Source organism: Asticcacaulis currens, from assembly GCF_028550395.1.
In the GTDB taxonomy this organism is placed as follows: domain Bacteria; phylum Pseudomonadota; class Alphaproteobacteria; order Caulobacterales; family Caulobacteraceae; genus Asticcacaulis; species Asticcacaulis currens.
In genome coordinates this window covers 153,730-168,929 of record NZ_JAQQKW010000006.1, presented here as the reverse complement: position 1 = coordinate 168,929, position 15,200 = coordinate 153,730, and the positions used below count along the sequence as shown (strand labels likewise).

The 15,200-nt window shown below is 60.8% G+C and carries 12 protein-coding genes and 1 tRNA gene; 4 read left to right on the top strand and 9 right to left on the bottom strand.

Annotated features, from left to right (window positions below):
* The first annotated feature begins 3 nt into the window (after positions 1-3).
* Positions 4-690 (top strand): ABC transporter ATP-binding protein, encoded by a 687-nt coding sequence (locus PQU94_RS11865; RefSeq protein ID WP_272741678.1) that lies wholly within the window; start codon positions 4-6, stop codon positions 688-690.
* Complete coding sequence (locus PQU94_RS11860; RefSeq protein ID WP_272741677.1) at positions 687-3,071, top strand: ABC transporter permease; 2,385 nt, start codon at positions 687-689, stop codon at positions 3,069-3,071. The genes PQU94_RS11865 and PQU94_RS11860 overlap by 4 nt, the downstream gene beginning before the upstream one ends.
* A gap of 30 nt (positions 3,072-3,101) precedes the next feature.
* On the opposite strand, the gene PQU94_RS11855 is transcribed toward PQU94_RS11860, so the two are convergent.
* The 3 genes from PQU94_RS11855 to clpX all read right to left on the bottom strand — a co-directional run bounded on the left by PQU94_RS11855 (position 3,102) and on the right by clpX (position 8,721).
* Entirely contained in the window at positions 3,102-5,531 is a 2,430-nt protein-coding gene (locus PQU94_RS11855) for a glycoside hydrolase family 2 TIM barrel-domain containing protein (RefSeq protein ID WP_272741676.1), read from the bottom strand.
* 204 nt (positions 5,532-5,735) lie between these two features.
* Positions 5,736-7,175 carry a methyl-accepting chemotaxis protein gene (locus PQU94_RS18245; protein ID WP_272741675.1) on the bottom strand — a complete coding sequence of 480 codons (1,440 nt, stop codon included), beginning with the start codon at positions 7,173-7,175 and terminating at the stop codon, positions 5,736-5,738.
* A 286-nt stretch (positions 7,176-7,461) separates the two neighbouring features.
* Complete coding sequence (clpX, locus tag PQU94_RS11845; RefSeq protein ID WP_272741674.1) at positions 7,462-8,721, bottom strand: ATP-dependent Clp protease ATP-binding subunit ClpX; 1,260 nt, start codon at positions 8,719-8,721, stop codon at positions 7,462-7,464.
* A gap of 259 nt (positions 8,722-8,980) precedes the next feature.
* Here clpX and PQU94_RS11840 point away from each other — a divergent pair, with 259 nt between their 5' ends.
* Positions 8,981-9,583, top strand: coding sequence for an HAD-IB family hydrolase (locus tag PQU94_RS11840; protein WP_272741673.1), 603 nt, complete (start codon positions 8,981-8,983; stop codon positions 9,581-9,583).
* On the opposite strand, the gene PQU94_RS11835 is transcribed toward PQU94_RS11840, so the two are convergent.
* From PQU94_RS11835 to PQU94_RS11810, 6 genes are all read right to left on the bottom strand, one after another.
* Complete coding sequence (locus tag PQU94_RS11835; protein ID WP_013480178.1) at positions 9,580-10,209, bottom strand: ATP-dependent Clp protease proteolytic subunit; 630 nt, start codon at positions 10,207-10,209, stop codon at positions 9,580-9,582. The genes PQU94_RS11840 and PQU94_RS11835 overlap by 4 nt on opposite strands.
* A gap of 126 nt (positions 10,210-10,335) precedes the next feature.
* Positions 10,336-10,851 carry a DUF2059 domain-containing protein gene (locus PQU94_RS11830; RefSeq protein WP_272741672.1) on the bottom strand — a complete coding sequence of 172 codons (516 nt, stop codon included), beginning with the start codon at positions 10,849-10,851 and terminating at the stop codon, positions 10,336-10,338.
* 172 nt (positions 10,852-11,023) lie between these two features.
* A complete protein-coding gene (tig, locus tag PQU94_RS11825; RefSeq protein WP_272741671.1) occupies positions 11,024-12,364 on the bottom strand; it encodes a trigger factor in 1,341 nt (446 codons plus the stop codon).
* 191 nt (positions 12,365-12,555) lie between these two features.
* On the bottom strand, positions 12,556-12,894 hold the full coding sequence (locus tag PQU94_RS11820; RefSeq protein ID WP_272741670.1) for a hypothetical protein: 339 nt from the start codon (positions 12,892-12,894) through the stop codon (positions 12,556-12,558).
* Between the two features lie 3 nt (positions 12,895-12,897).
* Positions 12,898-14,142: a dicarboxylate/amino acid:cation symporter gene (locus PQU94_RS11815; protein ID WP_272741669.1), complete on the bottom strand. Its 1,245-nt coding sequence runs from the start codon at positions 14,140-14,142 to the stop codon at positions 12,898-12,900.
* Positions 14,143-14,233: 91 nt separating this feature from the next.
* On the bottom strand, positions 14,234-14,770 hold the full coding sequence (locus tag PQU94_RS11810; protein WP_272741668.1) for a DUF1697 domain-containing protein: 537 nt from the start codon (positions 14,768-14,770) through the stop codon (positions 14,234-14,236).
* A 134-nt stretch (positions 14,771-14,904) separates the two neighbouring features.
* On the opposite strand from PQU94_RS11810, the gene PQU94_RS11805 reads away from it, so the two are divergent.
* A tRNA-Leu gene (locus tag PQU94_RS11805) sits at positions 14,905-14,988 on the top strand.
* Positions 14,989-15,200 lie beyond the last annotated feature (212 nt).

Genomic DNA, 15,200 nt, shown 5'->3' with positions numbered 1-15,200 from the left:
CCCATGCCGCTTATCCAGCTTGATGACATCCATCATACCTACGCCGATAATGGCCGCCCGGTGAGCGCGCTGAGCGGCGTCAGCCTGTCGATAGAGGCCGGGGAGTTCGTCGCCATTGTCGGCCCTTCGGGCAGCGGCAAGTCCACCCTCCTCAACATTATCGGCACGCTGGAAAGCCCCAGCCGGGGCGTCTATCGCTTTGACGGCACATCCGTCTCCGACATGTCGGGCCGCGAACGGGCGCAGTTGCGGGCGTCGCGCATCGGCTTCGTCTTTCAGAACTTCAACCTGATCGACCACCTGACCGTGTTTGAAAATATCCGTCTGGGCCTGCGCTACCGGCGCGAACCCGTCAAAAATGAACACGAGCGGGTGCTGAGCGCCATGGACAGGGTGGGGCTGGCCCACCGCGCCGACCACCTGCCGCGTGAATTGTCCGGCGGGCAGCAACAGCGCTGCGCCATTGCCCGCGCCATTGTCGGCGACCCGCAGATCGTGCTGGCGGACGAACCGACCGGCAGTCTCGACTCTCAGAACGCCGCTCAGGTTCTGGGCATTCTGACCGAACTCAACAGCCGGGGGACGACCCTCGTCATCGTCACCCACGCCCCCAGTCAGGCCGACCGCGCCGGACGGGTGGTCGAAATGCACGATGGCCGCATCCACCTTTCGACCCGTCGCCTCGCATGAAGAATGCGCGGCACGACTTTGGTCTCCTGTTTCGCAGCGTGGCGCGGCGCTGGGGTGTCTATGCCCTGATGATGGCAGGGACCGGCCTGGCCCTGACCCTGACCCTGATCGTCGGCCTGTTTATCCACAGCGAACTGAGCTTCGACCGCTTTATCCGCGGCTCTGACCGCGTCTATCTGGTGTCGGCGCTGTACGGGCTGGAAAACAAGCCGCTGGTCGGCAGCGACATCACCCCCGCCGGCGTCGCCCGCTGGATGCGCGCGGACATGGCCGAAGCCCGGCAGGTGACGCGCCTGTCCCCGGTCGAATGGCCGCTATCCACCCCGCGCCGCATCGCGCGCGAGCGCTTTTTCTGGGCCGACCCCAACCTGTTCGAGGTGCTTGATCTGCCCGCAGTCGCCGGGGATCTGAAGACCGCGTTGCGCGCCCGCGACAGCATCGTTATGACGCAGCGCATGGCCAGAGCCTATTTCGGGGATCAGAACCCACTGGGGCGCAGCCTGACGACGCGCGACAACCGCCGCCTGCGCGTCACGGCCATCCTCAGGGACTTTCCAGCCAATACCCATCTGGATCGCGAGCTCTTCGTTTCGGGGGGCTATCCCTACAGCGTCCTGTCCCTGCATGACGCCAACCCCACCTATCTATGGAGCATCTGCTACACCTATGTGAAACTGCGATCCGATGTGGGGCCTGAGGCGGTGGCAAGACAACTGACGCGGCTGACGCATCAGAACTGGCAGGGACCGAACAATATTCCGGTCAGTTATGAGCTTATCGCGCTGAAAGACCTGCATCTGCACGAACGCGGCGATCTTCAGATGAAGGCGCGCGGCCATGTGGATACGCTTCTGGCGCTGGCGCTGGTGGCCGTTGTCATCCTGCTGATCGCCTGCGCCAACTATGCCGGGCTTGTGCTGGCGGAAACCGATGAGCGCGGCGCGGAAATGGGGCTGCTGTCGGCGCTGGGGGCGGGTCGGGCGCATCTGCTGGCCACCGTGCTCCGCGAAAGCCTGATCGTGCACCTCCTCAGCCTTTTGCTGGCCCTGGCCCTGACCGAGCGACTGCTGCCGCACCTGAATCACAGCCTCAATCTGGACCTCAGACTATGGAGCGCGCCGCCGGGTCTGATGGGGCTCATGCTGCTGCTGACCGTCGCGCTGGCTCTCCTGTCGGCCTTGCTGCCCGCAATCATTGTCACCGCCCCGTCGCCGGTGCGCCGGGCCCGGATGCGCACCCGGCCGCCGCAGAGGTGGCAGGGCTGGGTGATCGCGCAGTTCACCCTCGTCATCAGCCTGCTGATCGCCGCTCAGGTCGTGTCGCGTCAGTGGGACTATGCCCTCGACAGCGCACCGGGCTTTGATGGTCAGCACGTCGCCATCGTCGATCTCAGCGACAATCCGTGGATCAATCGCGCCTTTCTGAACGAGATCAGGCAATTAAAGGGCGTAGACAGCGTCGCTCAGGCCTTCGGGGCCCCGACCTCCAACTTCGTGCGTCCGGCACTGGTCAGGGGGAAGGACGGGCGGCTTCTGTCCTTTACCCGCACCTCTGTTTCTCCCGAATTTCTGGGCGTCTATGGCATCCCGCTGCGCGCCGGACGCAATCTGGACCACACCTTTTCCGAGGTGGTCGCGCCGAAGGACATACTGATCAACGAAACGGCAGTGCGGGCGCTGGGCTTTGCCTCCCCACGCGAAGCCCTGGGGCACGTGCTCGGATACGAAACCGACCGCACCCATATGCAGTCGCGGATTATCGGCGTGGTCCCCGACATCCGTTTCTCCACCGTCCACTACGCTACGCCGCCCATGATGATTGACGGCTTCGACCGGTTTTTCACGCACTTCAGCATCCGGGTGAAACCCAGCAACGAAGCCGAAACCCTGAGACAGATTGATCAGATCTGGCTGCGGCATACGGGGGGCACGGAGCCCATAGAACGGCAAGGTTTCCGCGACTATCTGCGCTCCCAGTATCACGATCTGCATCAGCAGGTGGCGGTCAGCCGCCTCGTCGCCGGGGTGGCCATCCTGCTGTCCGCTTTGGGCCTGATGGGACTGTGCGTGTTTCTGACCCGCCATCAGAGCCGCGAACTGGCGATCCGCAAGGCGCTGGGGGCGCATTTCGGCGATCTTTTGCTCTACCGTATCCGGCCGTTTCTGTTGCCGTTGCTGATCGCCAATATCGCCGCCTGGCCGCTGGCCGGGCTGGTCCTGCAACAGTGGCTGGAGACCTTTGCCGCCCACATGACGCTGACACCCCTGCCCTTTGTGCAGGCCAGTCTGGTGACCAGCGCCAGCGCCCTAGGCGCCATCCTGCTGCACGCCATGTGGTCGAACCGCAGGGTCCGGATCGCCTTCCTGCGTCAGGACGTCTGAGCGCCGGGCCGCAAAAGAGGCTGTGAAGCCTCAGGGCTTGACCGCTTGCAGCCCCACACGCTGCGGCGCGAGTCCCTCGACCTGAACGTCAAGCCAGACCGGACCGGCCTCTGTTCCCGCACGCACCACGGCGACGGCGCGCCCGTGGAAGGTGCGACGTATGCCCGACTGAAGGCTGCTGGCGTCGCGGGGATTACCATTGCCGAAACCGGCCAGCGTCCCCGCCCCCGACACCCGCACCGTGACCTGACGATCCGAAGCCTGCGTGTAAACCGGCGTCCCCTGCGCATCGAACAGTTCAACCGTCACATAGGCGAGGTCCTGACCGTTGGCCCGCAGGGGGCGGCGCTCGGCTACCACCTTCGCCTGAACCGGCGCCTCTGAGGTGCGCAGCTCCCATTGCGCCGCCTTTCGCCCGTTACGATACCCGACGGCCACCAGCCGCCCCGGTGCGTATCTCACCTTAAAGCTGGCGCGATATTGCGTCTCCACCGACACGGCCTTGCGCCCCAGACTGCGGCCATTGAGGAACAGTTCGACTTCCGGCCATTCTGAAAACACCACCACCTCCAGCGGCTTGCCCTCCTGACCGGGCCACGTCCAGTTGGGATGGATGTCTTCCAGCGACCAGTCCAGATGCGGCGGCGTGGTCGGGAAGTACTGCCGGTCAGGCAGGTCTTCGGTGCCCTCCGGTTGACGCACAAACATCGACACTGGGGTCTTGCCGGTCTTCCACAGCACTTCACGGTAATAGGCCGCCGGACGCTTGCGGCCCGTGGCGTCGATTTCGCCGCAATAGGCCAGATGCCACGGATAGGGCCCCAGTTGTTGCCAGTCCTGACTGTAGCCCATCCAGCCGATGCCCGTTTCCCCCAGATAGTCCACGGCGGTCCACACGAAGTCGCCGATGACCCAGGGCTTGGTTTCCACCGCGCGCCAATAGTCGAAAGCGTCCTTGGGCGTCGATTCCGAGGTGTACATCACGCGGTCGGGGAAGGCTTTATGGTCGGGGTCGAAGCGGTTGACGCGATAATTGTAGCCCGCCACGTCGAGTACGGCGAACTGCGCATCGCTGAAGGGCGGGTCAGCATTTACCCCTTGCGTCACCGCGCGCGACGGATCAAGGGCGCGGGTACGGGCGACCAGCGCCTTACCCGTATCCACCCCCAGCGGCGTGCCCTGTTCCGGGATTTCGTTGCCGATGCTCCACAGGATGACGCTGGGGTGGTTGCGCCCGCTGAGGACCAGACTGTCGATATCCGAGCGCCAGTTGTCAGCAAAGAAGCGCGCATGGTCCTGATCGCGCTTGGAGCGGTTCCAGCTGTCGAAAGCCTCATTGATGACCAGCATCCCCAGTTCGTCCGCCGCCTCAAGCGTGGCCTGACTGGCCGGATTGTGGGCGCTGCGGATGGCGTTATAGCCCGCGGCCTTCATCAGGGCGACCTTGCGCCGGTCGGCATCCGGCCAGCCGGCAGCCCCCAGCATATAGTTGTCGTGGTGGATATTGCCGCCCTTCAGCTTGTAGGGCTTGCCATTGATCCGCAGCCCGTTAACCGCGTCCATCGTCACGCTGCGGATGCCGAAGCGCGTGCGTCTTTCGTCCACAGTGACGCCATTCACTTTCAACTCCTCCACCAGCGTATAGAGGTGGGGCGTTTCCGGCGACCACAGGCGGGGCGTGGCCACACTCAGGCTCTGATCCCGGACGTCAGCGGTGCCCTTGCGCGTCGCTTGCGCCACGACCTTTCCGGTCGGGTCGCGCAGGGTCCACACCCTCTCTACTACCCCCTTTGAGGCAGCGCAGTCCGAGACCCGCGACTGCACCGAGACCGTGGCCGTTTGTGCAGAGACCTGCGGCGTGGCGACGAAGACGCTGTCCGGTACGATATGAGCGCAATCGAGAAGCTCCAGCTTGACCGGGCGGATAATGCCCGACCCGGCGTACCAGCGCGACGACGGGTCCTTGTGATCGACGCGCACGGCAATCACATTATCGCCCGTGCGCAGCTTCCCCGTAAGATCGAGCGTAAAGGCGGTGTAGCCATAGGGGTGACGCGCCACAGGCTCGCCATTGAGCCAGATTTCGGCATCCATATAGATCGCTTCAAAGGTGAGACGCACGACCTTTTGGGCTTCCGACGCGTCGAGCCGGATATGCCGCCTGTACCAGCCCACTCCGCCCGGCAGATAGCCCGAATCCTGCCCGGCCACGGCCTGTGCCTCAAACGGCGGCTGCCCGTCCGCCCTGTCCATGATGGCCCAGTCGTGCGGCACAGCGACCGTTTTCCACCGACTATCGGGCGTATCGCTTTGCGCGCCATCGGGGGTATCCCCGGCGTGAAAGCGCCATCCCTGCGAGAGGTCACGCTCAATCGCCAGAGCCTCACACGACCCTATAGCTATAAACACTGAGGCGAACACAGCGACCGACGCCGCCTGACCCATGCTTTTCAACCGCACCCGTGGCCTCCTTGCGCCCGCTTATCCTCAGATACGGGCGCACCCGCTCCCTCCCGACAAGCGGGCAGAGGCTTTCAGATCACAGGCGCGAAAGCGCAGGTGCCGGACAGGGTCGCCACGTGTGACCTCCATGCTAACAAAGGCGTCGGCCATCCGGCAAGCAATATTTGTCAGACTATATTATTTACTTTGGAAAAGGGCGCTTTAACCCGCCTTCAGCAGGCCCTCGATACTGCCGCGCATCCGCTCGGCGTGGCCCGACAGGCCAGAGGCGGTTTCCTGCACAGCCGTCGCCAGAGTGCCCGTTTCCGTGGCCGAATGCGAGACATTGCTGATATTGCTCGTCATTTGCTGCGTTGTCGCCGCCTGCTCCTCCATCGCCCCCGCCATCGAAGTGGTCAGACCCGACAGTTCGGCCACGGCGTTGGAAATTTCTTCGACCGACTTTACCGCCTCATGACTCGAAGACTGGATAGCCAGCACCTGCTGGGTGATTTCGTCCGTCGCCTTGCTGGTCTGCGAGGCCAGCGCCTTGACCTCAGAGGCCACCACGGCAAAGCCTTTCCCGGCCTCCCCGGCGCGCGCCGCTTCGATGGTGGCATTGAGCGCCAGCAGATTGGTCTGGGCGGCAATATCCTTGATCAGGGCGACCACCGAGTCCACCTTGCCCGCATTGTCCGCCAGCGCCTTGACGCGGTCGTCCATGGACTGCGCCTGAGAGGCGATCTCCGACGCCCGGTCCGACACCCGCGTCACCTGCGAGACGATTTCGTGGATGGCACCTGACATCTGTTCCGCGCCGGCGGCCGCCGAAGCGGCCTGCTGACTGGCGTTTTCGGCGGCATCGCGCAGGCCCTGAGAGGAACCGGTCATCGACAAAGACGAAGCCAGAAGGGCCTCCGCCACGCTCGATACCTCACTGGCGACCGTTTCCTGCGCCGTGATCACCGCCCAGGTCAGCATGGGTCCGATATAGGCCCCAAAGGAGTCCTTGATAGCTGTGATCTGAAGTCGCAGCACTTCCGGGCCGATCTTGATCTTGGTCGAAAAGGGCAGCATGGCGTCGGTGGTCAGCATACGACGCTGGTGTTCGGGATTTTTATGGAACACGTCTACCGATGAACCCAGCATCTGATCCACCTTGATCGGCAGGAACGGCTCGATGGATTTGAGCGTCTTTTTAGAGGTTTCGTTGAGATAATTGATCTTGAAGTCGTTTTTGGGATCGACCGTCATAACCGCGACCGGCATCCCGTCGATCATGGTCAGAAGACGCGTCACCTCGTTCTTTTTTTCGGTAATGTCGAAGGCGAACTTCGTCACCGACGCCACCCGCCCGCTATCGTCAAACACCGGGCAATAGCTGGCTTCCAGCCACACCTGACGCCCGGCCTTGTTGAGGCGCTTGAACTCGCCCTTCTGAGGCTTGCCCGCCCGCAGCGCCTCCCAAAACTGACGATAATCCTGAGACTTCGCATAGTCGGCTTCGACAAACATGCTGTGGTGATGCGCGGCAACCTCGCTCAGCGCATAGCCGACAACGGAGAGGAAGCCGTCATTGGCGCGGATAATGGTCCCATCCGGTTTGAACTCAATGACCGCCATGGACGTTTCCACGGCCTTGAGGACGTTTTCAGCCGTCACGCCGCTGCCCCGGCTGTTTGTTTTGTGAGTTTTATTGAAAAGCACGGCCGACCCTCCCGTCGCCACTGTGTACGCATTATCCACAGATTGAGACGGAGTTGTTAGCGGCGCAATAACAACGTTACAAAATTTAGGGCGATCTTCATGCGCTACATAAGACGCGCCGGTTCACAGTCAGGGGGCGAAAAAATGCATTTTTGCGTAAAAAAAGCGGCGCCGTTTCCAGTGCCGCTCTTTTAGTATTTCGTCCCCGTGAGCCGAACCGGACCGGCCCCTCACAGCAGACTTAAGCCGCGCCGCCGCCCCGCTTTTCCGCGTAGATCAGCAGCGGCTGAGCGCGTTCTTCGACCACCTCGGCATTGATGACCACCTCTTCGACGCCCTGCATGTTCGGCAGTTCGTACATGGTGTCGAGCAGGATGCCTTCGAGGATCGAGCGCAGACCGCGTGCGCCGGTCTTGCGCACAATGGCCTTCTTGGCGACCGCAAACAGGGCCTCTTCGGTGAAGGTCAGGGTGACGTTTTCCATCTCGAACAGGCGCGCATACTGCTTGACCAGCGCGTTCTTCGGCTCGGTCAGGATCTTGACCAGAGTCGCTTCGTCAAGATCCTCGAGCGTCGCCAGAACCGGCAGACGACCGATAAATTCCGGGATCAGGCCGAACTTCATCAGGTCATCGGGTTCGACCTGATGCAGGACTTCGCCCAGACGGCGTTCTTCGGGGTCTTTGACGGTGGCGCCAAAGCCGATCGAGGTGCCCTTGCCGCGGCCGGAAATGATCTTTTCCAGACCCGCAAAAGCGCCGCCGCAGATAAACAGGATGTTCGTCGTATCGACCTGCAGAAATTCCTGCTGCGGATGCTTGCGCCCGCCCTGCGGCGGCACGGAGGCGACCGTGCCTTCCATGATCTTGAGCAGGGCCTGCTGCACGCCTTCGCCCGACACGTCACGGGTAATGGAGGGGTTGTCAGACTTGCGCGAAATCTTGTCCACTTCGTCGATATAGACGATGCCGCGCTGGGCGCGTTCGACATTGTAGTCGGCGGCCTGAAGCAGTTTCAGGATGATGTTTTCGACGTCTTCACCGACATAACCGGCTTCGGTCAGGGTGGTCGCGTCGGCCATCGTAAACGGCACGTCGATGATGCGGGCCAGGGTCTGCGCCAGCAGGGTCTTACCCGAACCGGTCGGCCCGATCAGCAGGATGTTCGACTTGGCCAGTTCCACGTCATTGCCCTTGGCCGCGTGGTTCAGGCGCTTGTAGTGATTGTGCACGGCGACCGACAGGACCTTCTTGGCCTGGGCCTGACCGATGACGTAATCGTCGAGGACTTCGCGGATTTCCTTCGGCGTGGGGACGCCGTCCTTGGACTTCACGAAGGCGATCTTGTGCTCTTCACGGATAATGTCCATGCACAGTTCGACGCATTCATCGCAGATGAAAACGGTCGGACCGGCAATGAGTTTGCGCACCTCGTGCTGGCTCTTTCCGCAGAAGGAGCAGTAGAGGGTGCTCTTGCTGTCGCCACTGGCGGCTTTCGTCATAAGCGCTTCTCACCTTCGTTTGCGCTGGCGCTTTCCCTGAAAAGAGAAAATGCCAAGGCACTATTCAACCGATACTATGCACCTTTGACCCTTAAGAAAAGGTCATTCCGGTACGATTTTGGGCCAGACCCACACCGCTTTCGCCATCTATGCACAGATTAGACCAGCCCTCAACCACCCCGGCCTCGCAAGCTATGGTTAAGGGGCTTTTTTGCGAACCCTGTTGCCTATATGGGGAGAGGGAACCGGATTGTCAGCCATGCCCCTCCCCGTCCACGCCTTCGATTTTGACGGCACCCTGACCTGTAAAGACAGCTTTACCGCCTTTCTAGCGTGGCAGTGCGGCCATGCCCGGCTGGCCTTCGCCTTTGTACGGCATCCCTACATGCTGGCCGATTATCTGCACACCCGCGACCGGGGCGCGTTGAAATCGCACCTGCTGTTTCATCTGATGGGGCCGGTCAGCCGGGGAGATCTGCAAGCGCGCTTTACCGCCTTTGCCGAAGCCACGGGCGATCGCCTGTTCCGTCCGGACGCCCTGCACACCTGGGTCGAAGTGGCACAGCGGGCCGAACGGGTGATCGTCACCGCCTCCCCCGAAATGCTGGTGGGGGAGTTCGGCAAAAAACTGGGGGCGGAGCGCACCATCGGCACGCGGCTGGGGTTCGACGCTGATGACCGGCTGACGCCGCATCTGGACGGCCTCAACTGCCGCGGCGAGGAAAAGATGCGCCGCCTGCATGAGGTTTATGGCGAGACGCTGGACCTCGAAGCCGCCTATGGAGACACAGCGGGCGACCTTGAGATGCTCAAGGCCGCCCGGAATGGTCACTACAGACTATTCAAGCAAAAGCCTGTTTAGGCGTTGCTGACCGGATCGGTACGCTTTTCATAAACGTGGTCGATCAGACCGAACTCTTTCGCTTCGGCGGCCGTCATATAGCGGTCGCGGTCCAGCGTGCGCTCGATCACGTCATAGGGCTGACCCGTGTGCTTGACGTAGATTTCGTTGAGCAGCTTCTTGGTCTTGCGGATGTCTTCGGCCTGGATTTCGATGTCCGAAGCCATGCCGCGCGCCCCGCCGGACGGCTGGTGCACCATGATCTTGGAATTGGGCAGCGAGATACGCTGACCGGCTTCACCGGCCTGAAGGATCAGCGAGCCCGCCGAAGCGGCCATGCCCATGCACACAGTGGTGACCGGCGATTTGATGTACTGCATGGTGTCGTAGATCGCCAGCGCCGAGGTCACCTGACCGCCGGGGCTGTTGATATACATGGAGATTTCCTTCTTCGGGTTTTCCGATTCAAGGAACAGCAACTGGGCGCAGATCGAGGTGGCCATGCCGTCTTCGAACGGGCCGGTGAGGAAGATGATGCGTTCCTTCAGCATCCGCGAATAGATGTCGTAGGCGCGCTCACCGCGGCTCGATTGCTCGATGACCGTGGGGATCAGGTAGCTGGTCAGGTTTTCGACTGGATCGCGCATGGAAGTCCCTAAAGCGTTATGGGTTATGAGACCGCATCTAAGGCTGATTTGATTAACCGAAGGTGTGCGCAGTCCCCGTCCCGTTTAAATTGGCAATTTGCCCGCGCGTTTTCAAGTGGAGAAACTTTACGCCTTGGGCTTCGTCGCCTTGGGTGCCTTGCAGTCCGTAACTTCGCACATGCGCTTCATCAGATCGTCCTGAAATTCCGGCATCAGGCTGACCGCGATTTGCGACGCCTTTTCCATAACCAGCGGCATTTTTTCAATCATGGCCTTGCCACGCGGGTCTTCGTAAAACGACACCATGTATTTCAGTTCGTCCAGAGTATAGACCTCGGCATAGACAGTGGCTGAGCGATCCATCATTTTATTCAGATACTGCGTCGTGGCCTCGCCGCTCACTTTGAGAAAAAGCCGGGTCTGTTCCTCGCTCACATTGGGATCGCGCGCCTTGATCTGCTCGATCATCGCCGGCCCCATGCGGTCGAACATCTGCTCAAACATCTTATCGAGCTTTACAAGAGCGTAGTAACGCTTCACCAGCGCGATCTTTTCCGGCGTGGCGACTTCCTGAGCCATGGCCGAAGGCGCCAGCCCGGCGGCGGTGAAAAACAGTGTGATGGCGATCAGAAAACGGCGCATGGCCTTCCCCCCTAGAAAAAATGACAGCCCTGCATAGCCGATGCAGACGGCGCGGCCAGACAAAATTCAGAGCCGTGAGACGGCCCAGCCTAGACGACGAACGCTCTAACAAAAAGCGCAGGAGAGCCTTCTCCTGCGCTTTTCTTATTCAGGCCATACCGTCGAAACGGGATCAGTCCTCTTCGTCGGCCAGCAGGTCTTCCTTGCTGATCGGCTCTTCGCTCACCTTGGCGATGGCGAAGATGTGATCGACGACCTTTTCTTCATAGATCGGGGCGCGGATCTGAGCGGCAGCGGCGGGGTTCTGACGATAGAACTCGAACACCTGACGTTCCTGACCGGGGAAGTTGCGGGCTTCGCGGGCGATGGCCTGCGCCACTTCCTGCTCGGAGACCTGCACATTGTTCTTGGTGCCGATTTCCGCGAGGACCAGACCGAGGCGCACGCGGCGCTCGGCGATCTTCATATATTCGCCCTTCAGCTCGTCTTCCGACTTGGCGGCGTCTTCTTCGGACAGTTGACCGGCGGCCTTGTCCTGCTCGACCTGCTGCCAGATGCCGGCAAATTCGGCGTCCAGCATCTTCTTCGGCAGTTCGAACGAATGCTTTTCGTCGAGGATGTCCAGCAGGGCGCGCTTCATCTTGAAGCGGGCGGCCTGAGCGTATTGCTGCTGCAACTGGCCCTTCAGCAGGTCCTTCAGCGCGTCCAGACCTTCGAGGCCGAGGCCCTTGGCCCACTCATCGTCGGCCACGGCGTCCTTGGGGGCCGAGATTTCGTGCACGGTGGTTTCAAAGGTCGCCGCCTTGCCAGCCAGATTGGCCGCGCCGTAATCAGCCGGGAAGGTTACGTTGAGCACGCGCTCTTCGCCCTTTTTGGCGCCGATCAGTTGCTCTTCGAAGCCCGGAATGAACTGGCCCGAACCGATGACCAGCTCAGCACCTTCCATCGAACCGCCTTCGAAGACTTCGCCGTCGATCTTGCCCACAAAGTCGATCTTCAGCTTGTCACCGTCCGCCGCCTTGGGGGCCTTGCCGCCCTTGGGCTCATACGACTTGGTTTGCTTGAGGATGTTTTCGAGTTGCTCGTTCACTTCGGCTTCGGTCGGCTCATAGACCGGACGCTTCAGTTCGAGGGTCGCCGGATCGACCGGCTCGAATTCCGGCATCTGTTCGACCGAGATTTCATAGGCCAGATCGGCCTCACCCTTGATCACGGCGTCGATGTCGCCGATCGGGTTCAGTTCCGGCTGGCTGGCCGGGCGCACCTTGTGCTGCTCCAGCGTCGCCTGCGAGGTTTCGTTGAGCTGCTCCTGAAGGACTTCGCTCATCAGTTCCTTGCCATACAGCTTGCGAACGTGCGCCGCGGGCACCTTGCCCGGACGGAAGCCCTTGATCTGCATCTTGGGCGCGATGTCCTTGATCTTGGCGTCGAGCTTGGCGGCCAGGACGTCCTTGGCCACGGTCACTTCATAGACGCGCGACAGACCTTCATTCAGTTTTTCAACGACTTGCATCGATCTATTTTACCTGTTGCGAAGGGCAGCTACCGAACATCGCGTTCGTTCCGCGGTTCGCCGTTAGAGACAAACAACCGCCCGCGCAGACCGCGGGCGGCAAAATTAAAGATGCGCTCTTATGGCATGAGCGGGGCCAAGGTCAACGATAAAAGCATTAGAGGTGCTGTCTTTCCCGGCAATCGGTCGGTTCAGGCAAAAAGAGCTCGCGCGGCCATCAGTAGCTTGAGAAGATGTGGAGACAACACGTACAGCAGAGCTATGATCGTGCTTTGAGCCAGCGCGCTTCCCAATGCCATTTTCCACGATACGGAAAACACATTCATCGCTAGCACGATGATCATGACCACCGAGGTGAAAAGAAAATGTCTCCAGATCGTCTCAATATCGGACGACCTGTCAAAAAGCCACCAGACAAGCGTTATGGGCAGGGCCGCGAGGAACGGAGACATCCAGACCAATGACCACGTTCCTGCACTTTGCCACCTGTATTCCCTATCCAGATCTGATTGCGAAACGATCCGCCGCATAGCTTAGACCTTGGGGGTTTCCGGCTCAGGGTCGCCCAGTTGACCTTCCCACTTGGCCACCACCGCCGAGGCGACGGTATTGCCCACCACATTGGTTGCTGAGCGGCCCATGTCGAGCAGATGATCGACCCCCAGCACAATGGCGATCCACGCATCCGGCAGGCCGAAATAGCTGAGCGTGGCCATAATGACGACCAGAGAGGCGCGCGGCACCCCGGCAATGCCCTTTGAGGTGACGAGCAGCAGGAACAGCATCATCACCAGTTGCCCGGTGGTAAAATCGACCCCGTGCGCCTGTGCGATAAACAGGGTGGCGAAGGTGCAGTAGATCATCGAGCCGTCGAGATTGAACGAATAGCCCAGCGGCAGGACGAAAGAGACGATCTTGCGCGACACGCCGACCTTGGGCAGGCCTTCGAGCAGCTTGGGATAGGCGGCTTCGGACGAGGCGGTCGAAAAGGCCAGAAGCGCCGGTTCACGCGCCGCCCCCAGAATTTTGAACATGCGCCCGCCGACAAAGACCAGCCCGGCCAAGATCAGCACGATCCACAGCACGCCCAGCGCCGAATAGAAGCCGCCGATGAACTTGGCATAGGTGACGAGGATGGGCAGGCCCTGCTTGGCCACCGTCGCCGCCAGCGAACCGAAGATGGCAAACGGGGCGAACTTCATCACCAGTTCGGTCACCTTGAGCATGATTGACGCGCCCTGTTCGGCCAGACGCATGATGTCGGGCGACTTGTCGTCCAGCATGGCGATGGCGGTGCCGACAAAGACCGAGAAGACGACGATCTGAAGGATCTCATTCTTGGCCATAGCGTCGATGATCGACGACGGAATCATGTGGGTGATGAAGGATTCCAGCGTGAAGTTCGAGGTATTGGGGGCGTTGATGGCGTCCGCCGCGGTTTGCAGGTTCATGCCCGCGCCCGGCTGCAACCATTCGACCATCACGATGCCGAGCAGCAGCGACACGATGGAGGCGGCGATGAACCAGCCCAGCGCCTTGCCGCCGATGCGGCCGACGGCCGCCGCGTCTTCCATATGACCGATCCCCGCCACCAGCGTGAACAGCACGAGGGGCGCAATGATCATCTTGATCAGCAGCAGAAAGACCTTGGTCAGCAGGCCATAGATCGAAATTGCCTGTTCGAGTTGCGCCGCATCGAGGTACTGATTGCTGGCCCATCCCGTGGCCACGCCCAGCACCATGGCCGCGATGATAAAGAGTGCGAACTTGTTTTTCACGGAGTGCTCCCGCCGTATCTGTTGCCGCTGACACTAAACATGTGGGCCATAATGGCAAGAGGCGGACGGCGGAGCGCCTTTGGACAATCCCTTAATCAGCCGCCATTTCGATCAGCGTCTCCACAGTACGCAGATTGCGCGCCGTCATCCGGGCTTTGAGGAAACGCGGCAGCTTTTCGGCTACCACCGATTTACCAAAGCCTTGCGGGGTATAGAGATAGAAGACGCCCTCGCCCATGTGAAACCGCTCACCCTGTGTGGCCAGCGTCGCAAGGCCGTCGGGGTCATAGGTCTTTATGTCGCCTTTGATAAACATCAGATGCACCTGCTTGTGACCCTCCTCCCCCTCCGGGGCATACGGGCAGGCCTGACGCGCGGCGTGGACCTGATCGAGGCTCAGGACGTGACATTCGGGCGTAAACCCGAAGCGCGCCCCTATGTCGGCGGCAATCAGGTCCGGCAGGCTTTCCGCCGCCCGGTCACTTTCAAACAGCGCATTGCCGCTCTGGATATAGGTGCGGGCATTATCGAGCCCCAGAGCCGCAAGGCCTTCGCACCACGCCTTCATCGGCAGTTTGTTATTGCCCCCGACATTTACGCCGCGCAGCAGCGCCACATAGACCGTCATGCCCGCCTCCTGTCCCTTTGGCTTAACGGATAGAACGGGAAGCGGGCGTTAGCCACAGGTTTTTCCGCACACAGATGGCAATTGTGACACGCCCCCTAGTCAAAGCCAGCCGATATGTCTAAAGGAGAGCCAGCGCGGCTATGGCGGAATTGGTAGACGCACCAGGTTTAGGTTCTGGCGCCAAAAGCGTGGGGGTTCGAGTCCCTCTAGCCGCACCACCCTCCTTGATGAAACCCACCGGTCCTTCCGGTCGCAAATACGGCTAAGCGGGCCGTCTCATAATTGCCACTATATTCCTACTGATTTTGTTTTAAATCTGAACGCACCCCCGAAGCCCGTTTATTAATTTTCACGCAAAATAACTAGAAGTCTCTGATTTATAGATATTTATCCCAAAAGTCCCGCCTGACGAATTAGCAAAACTAATCGT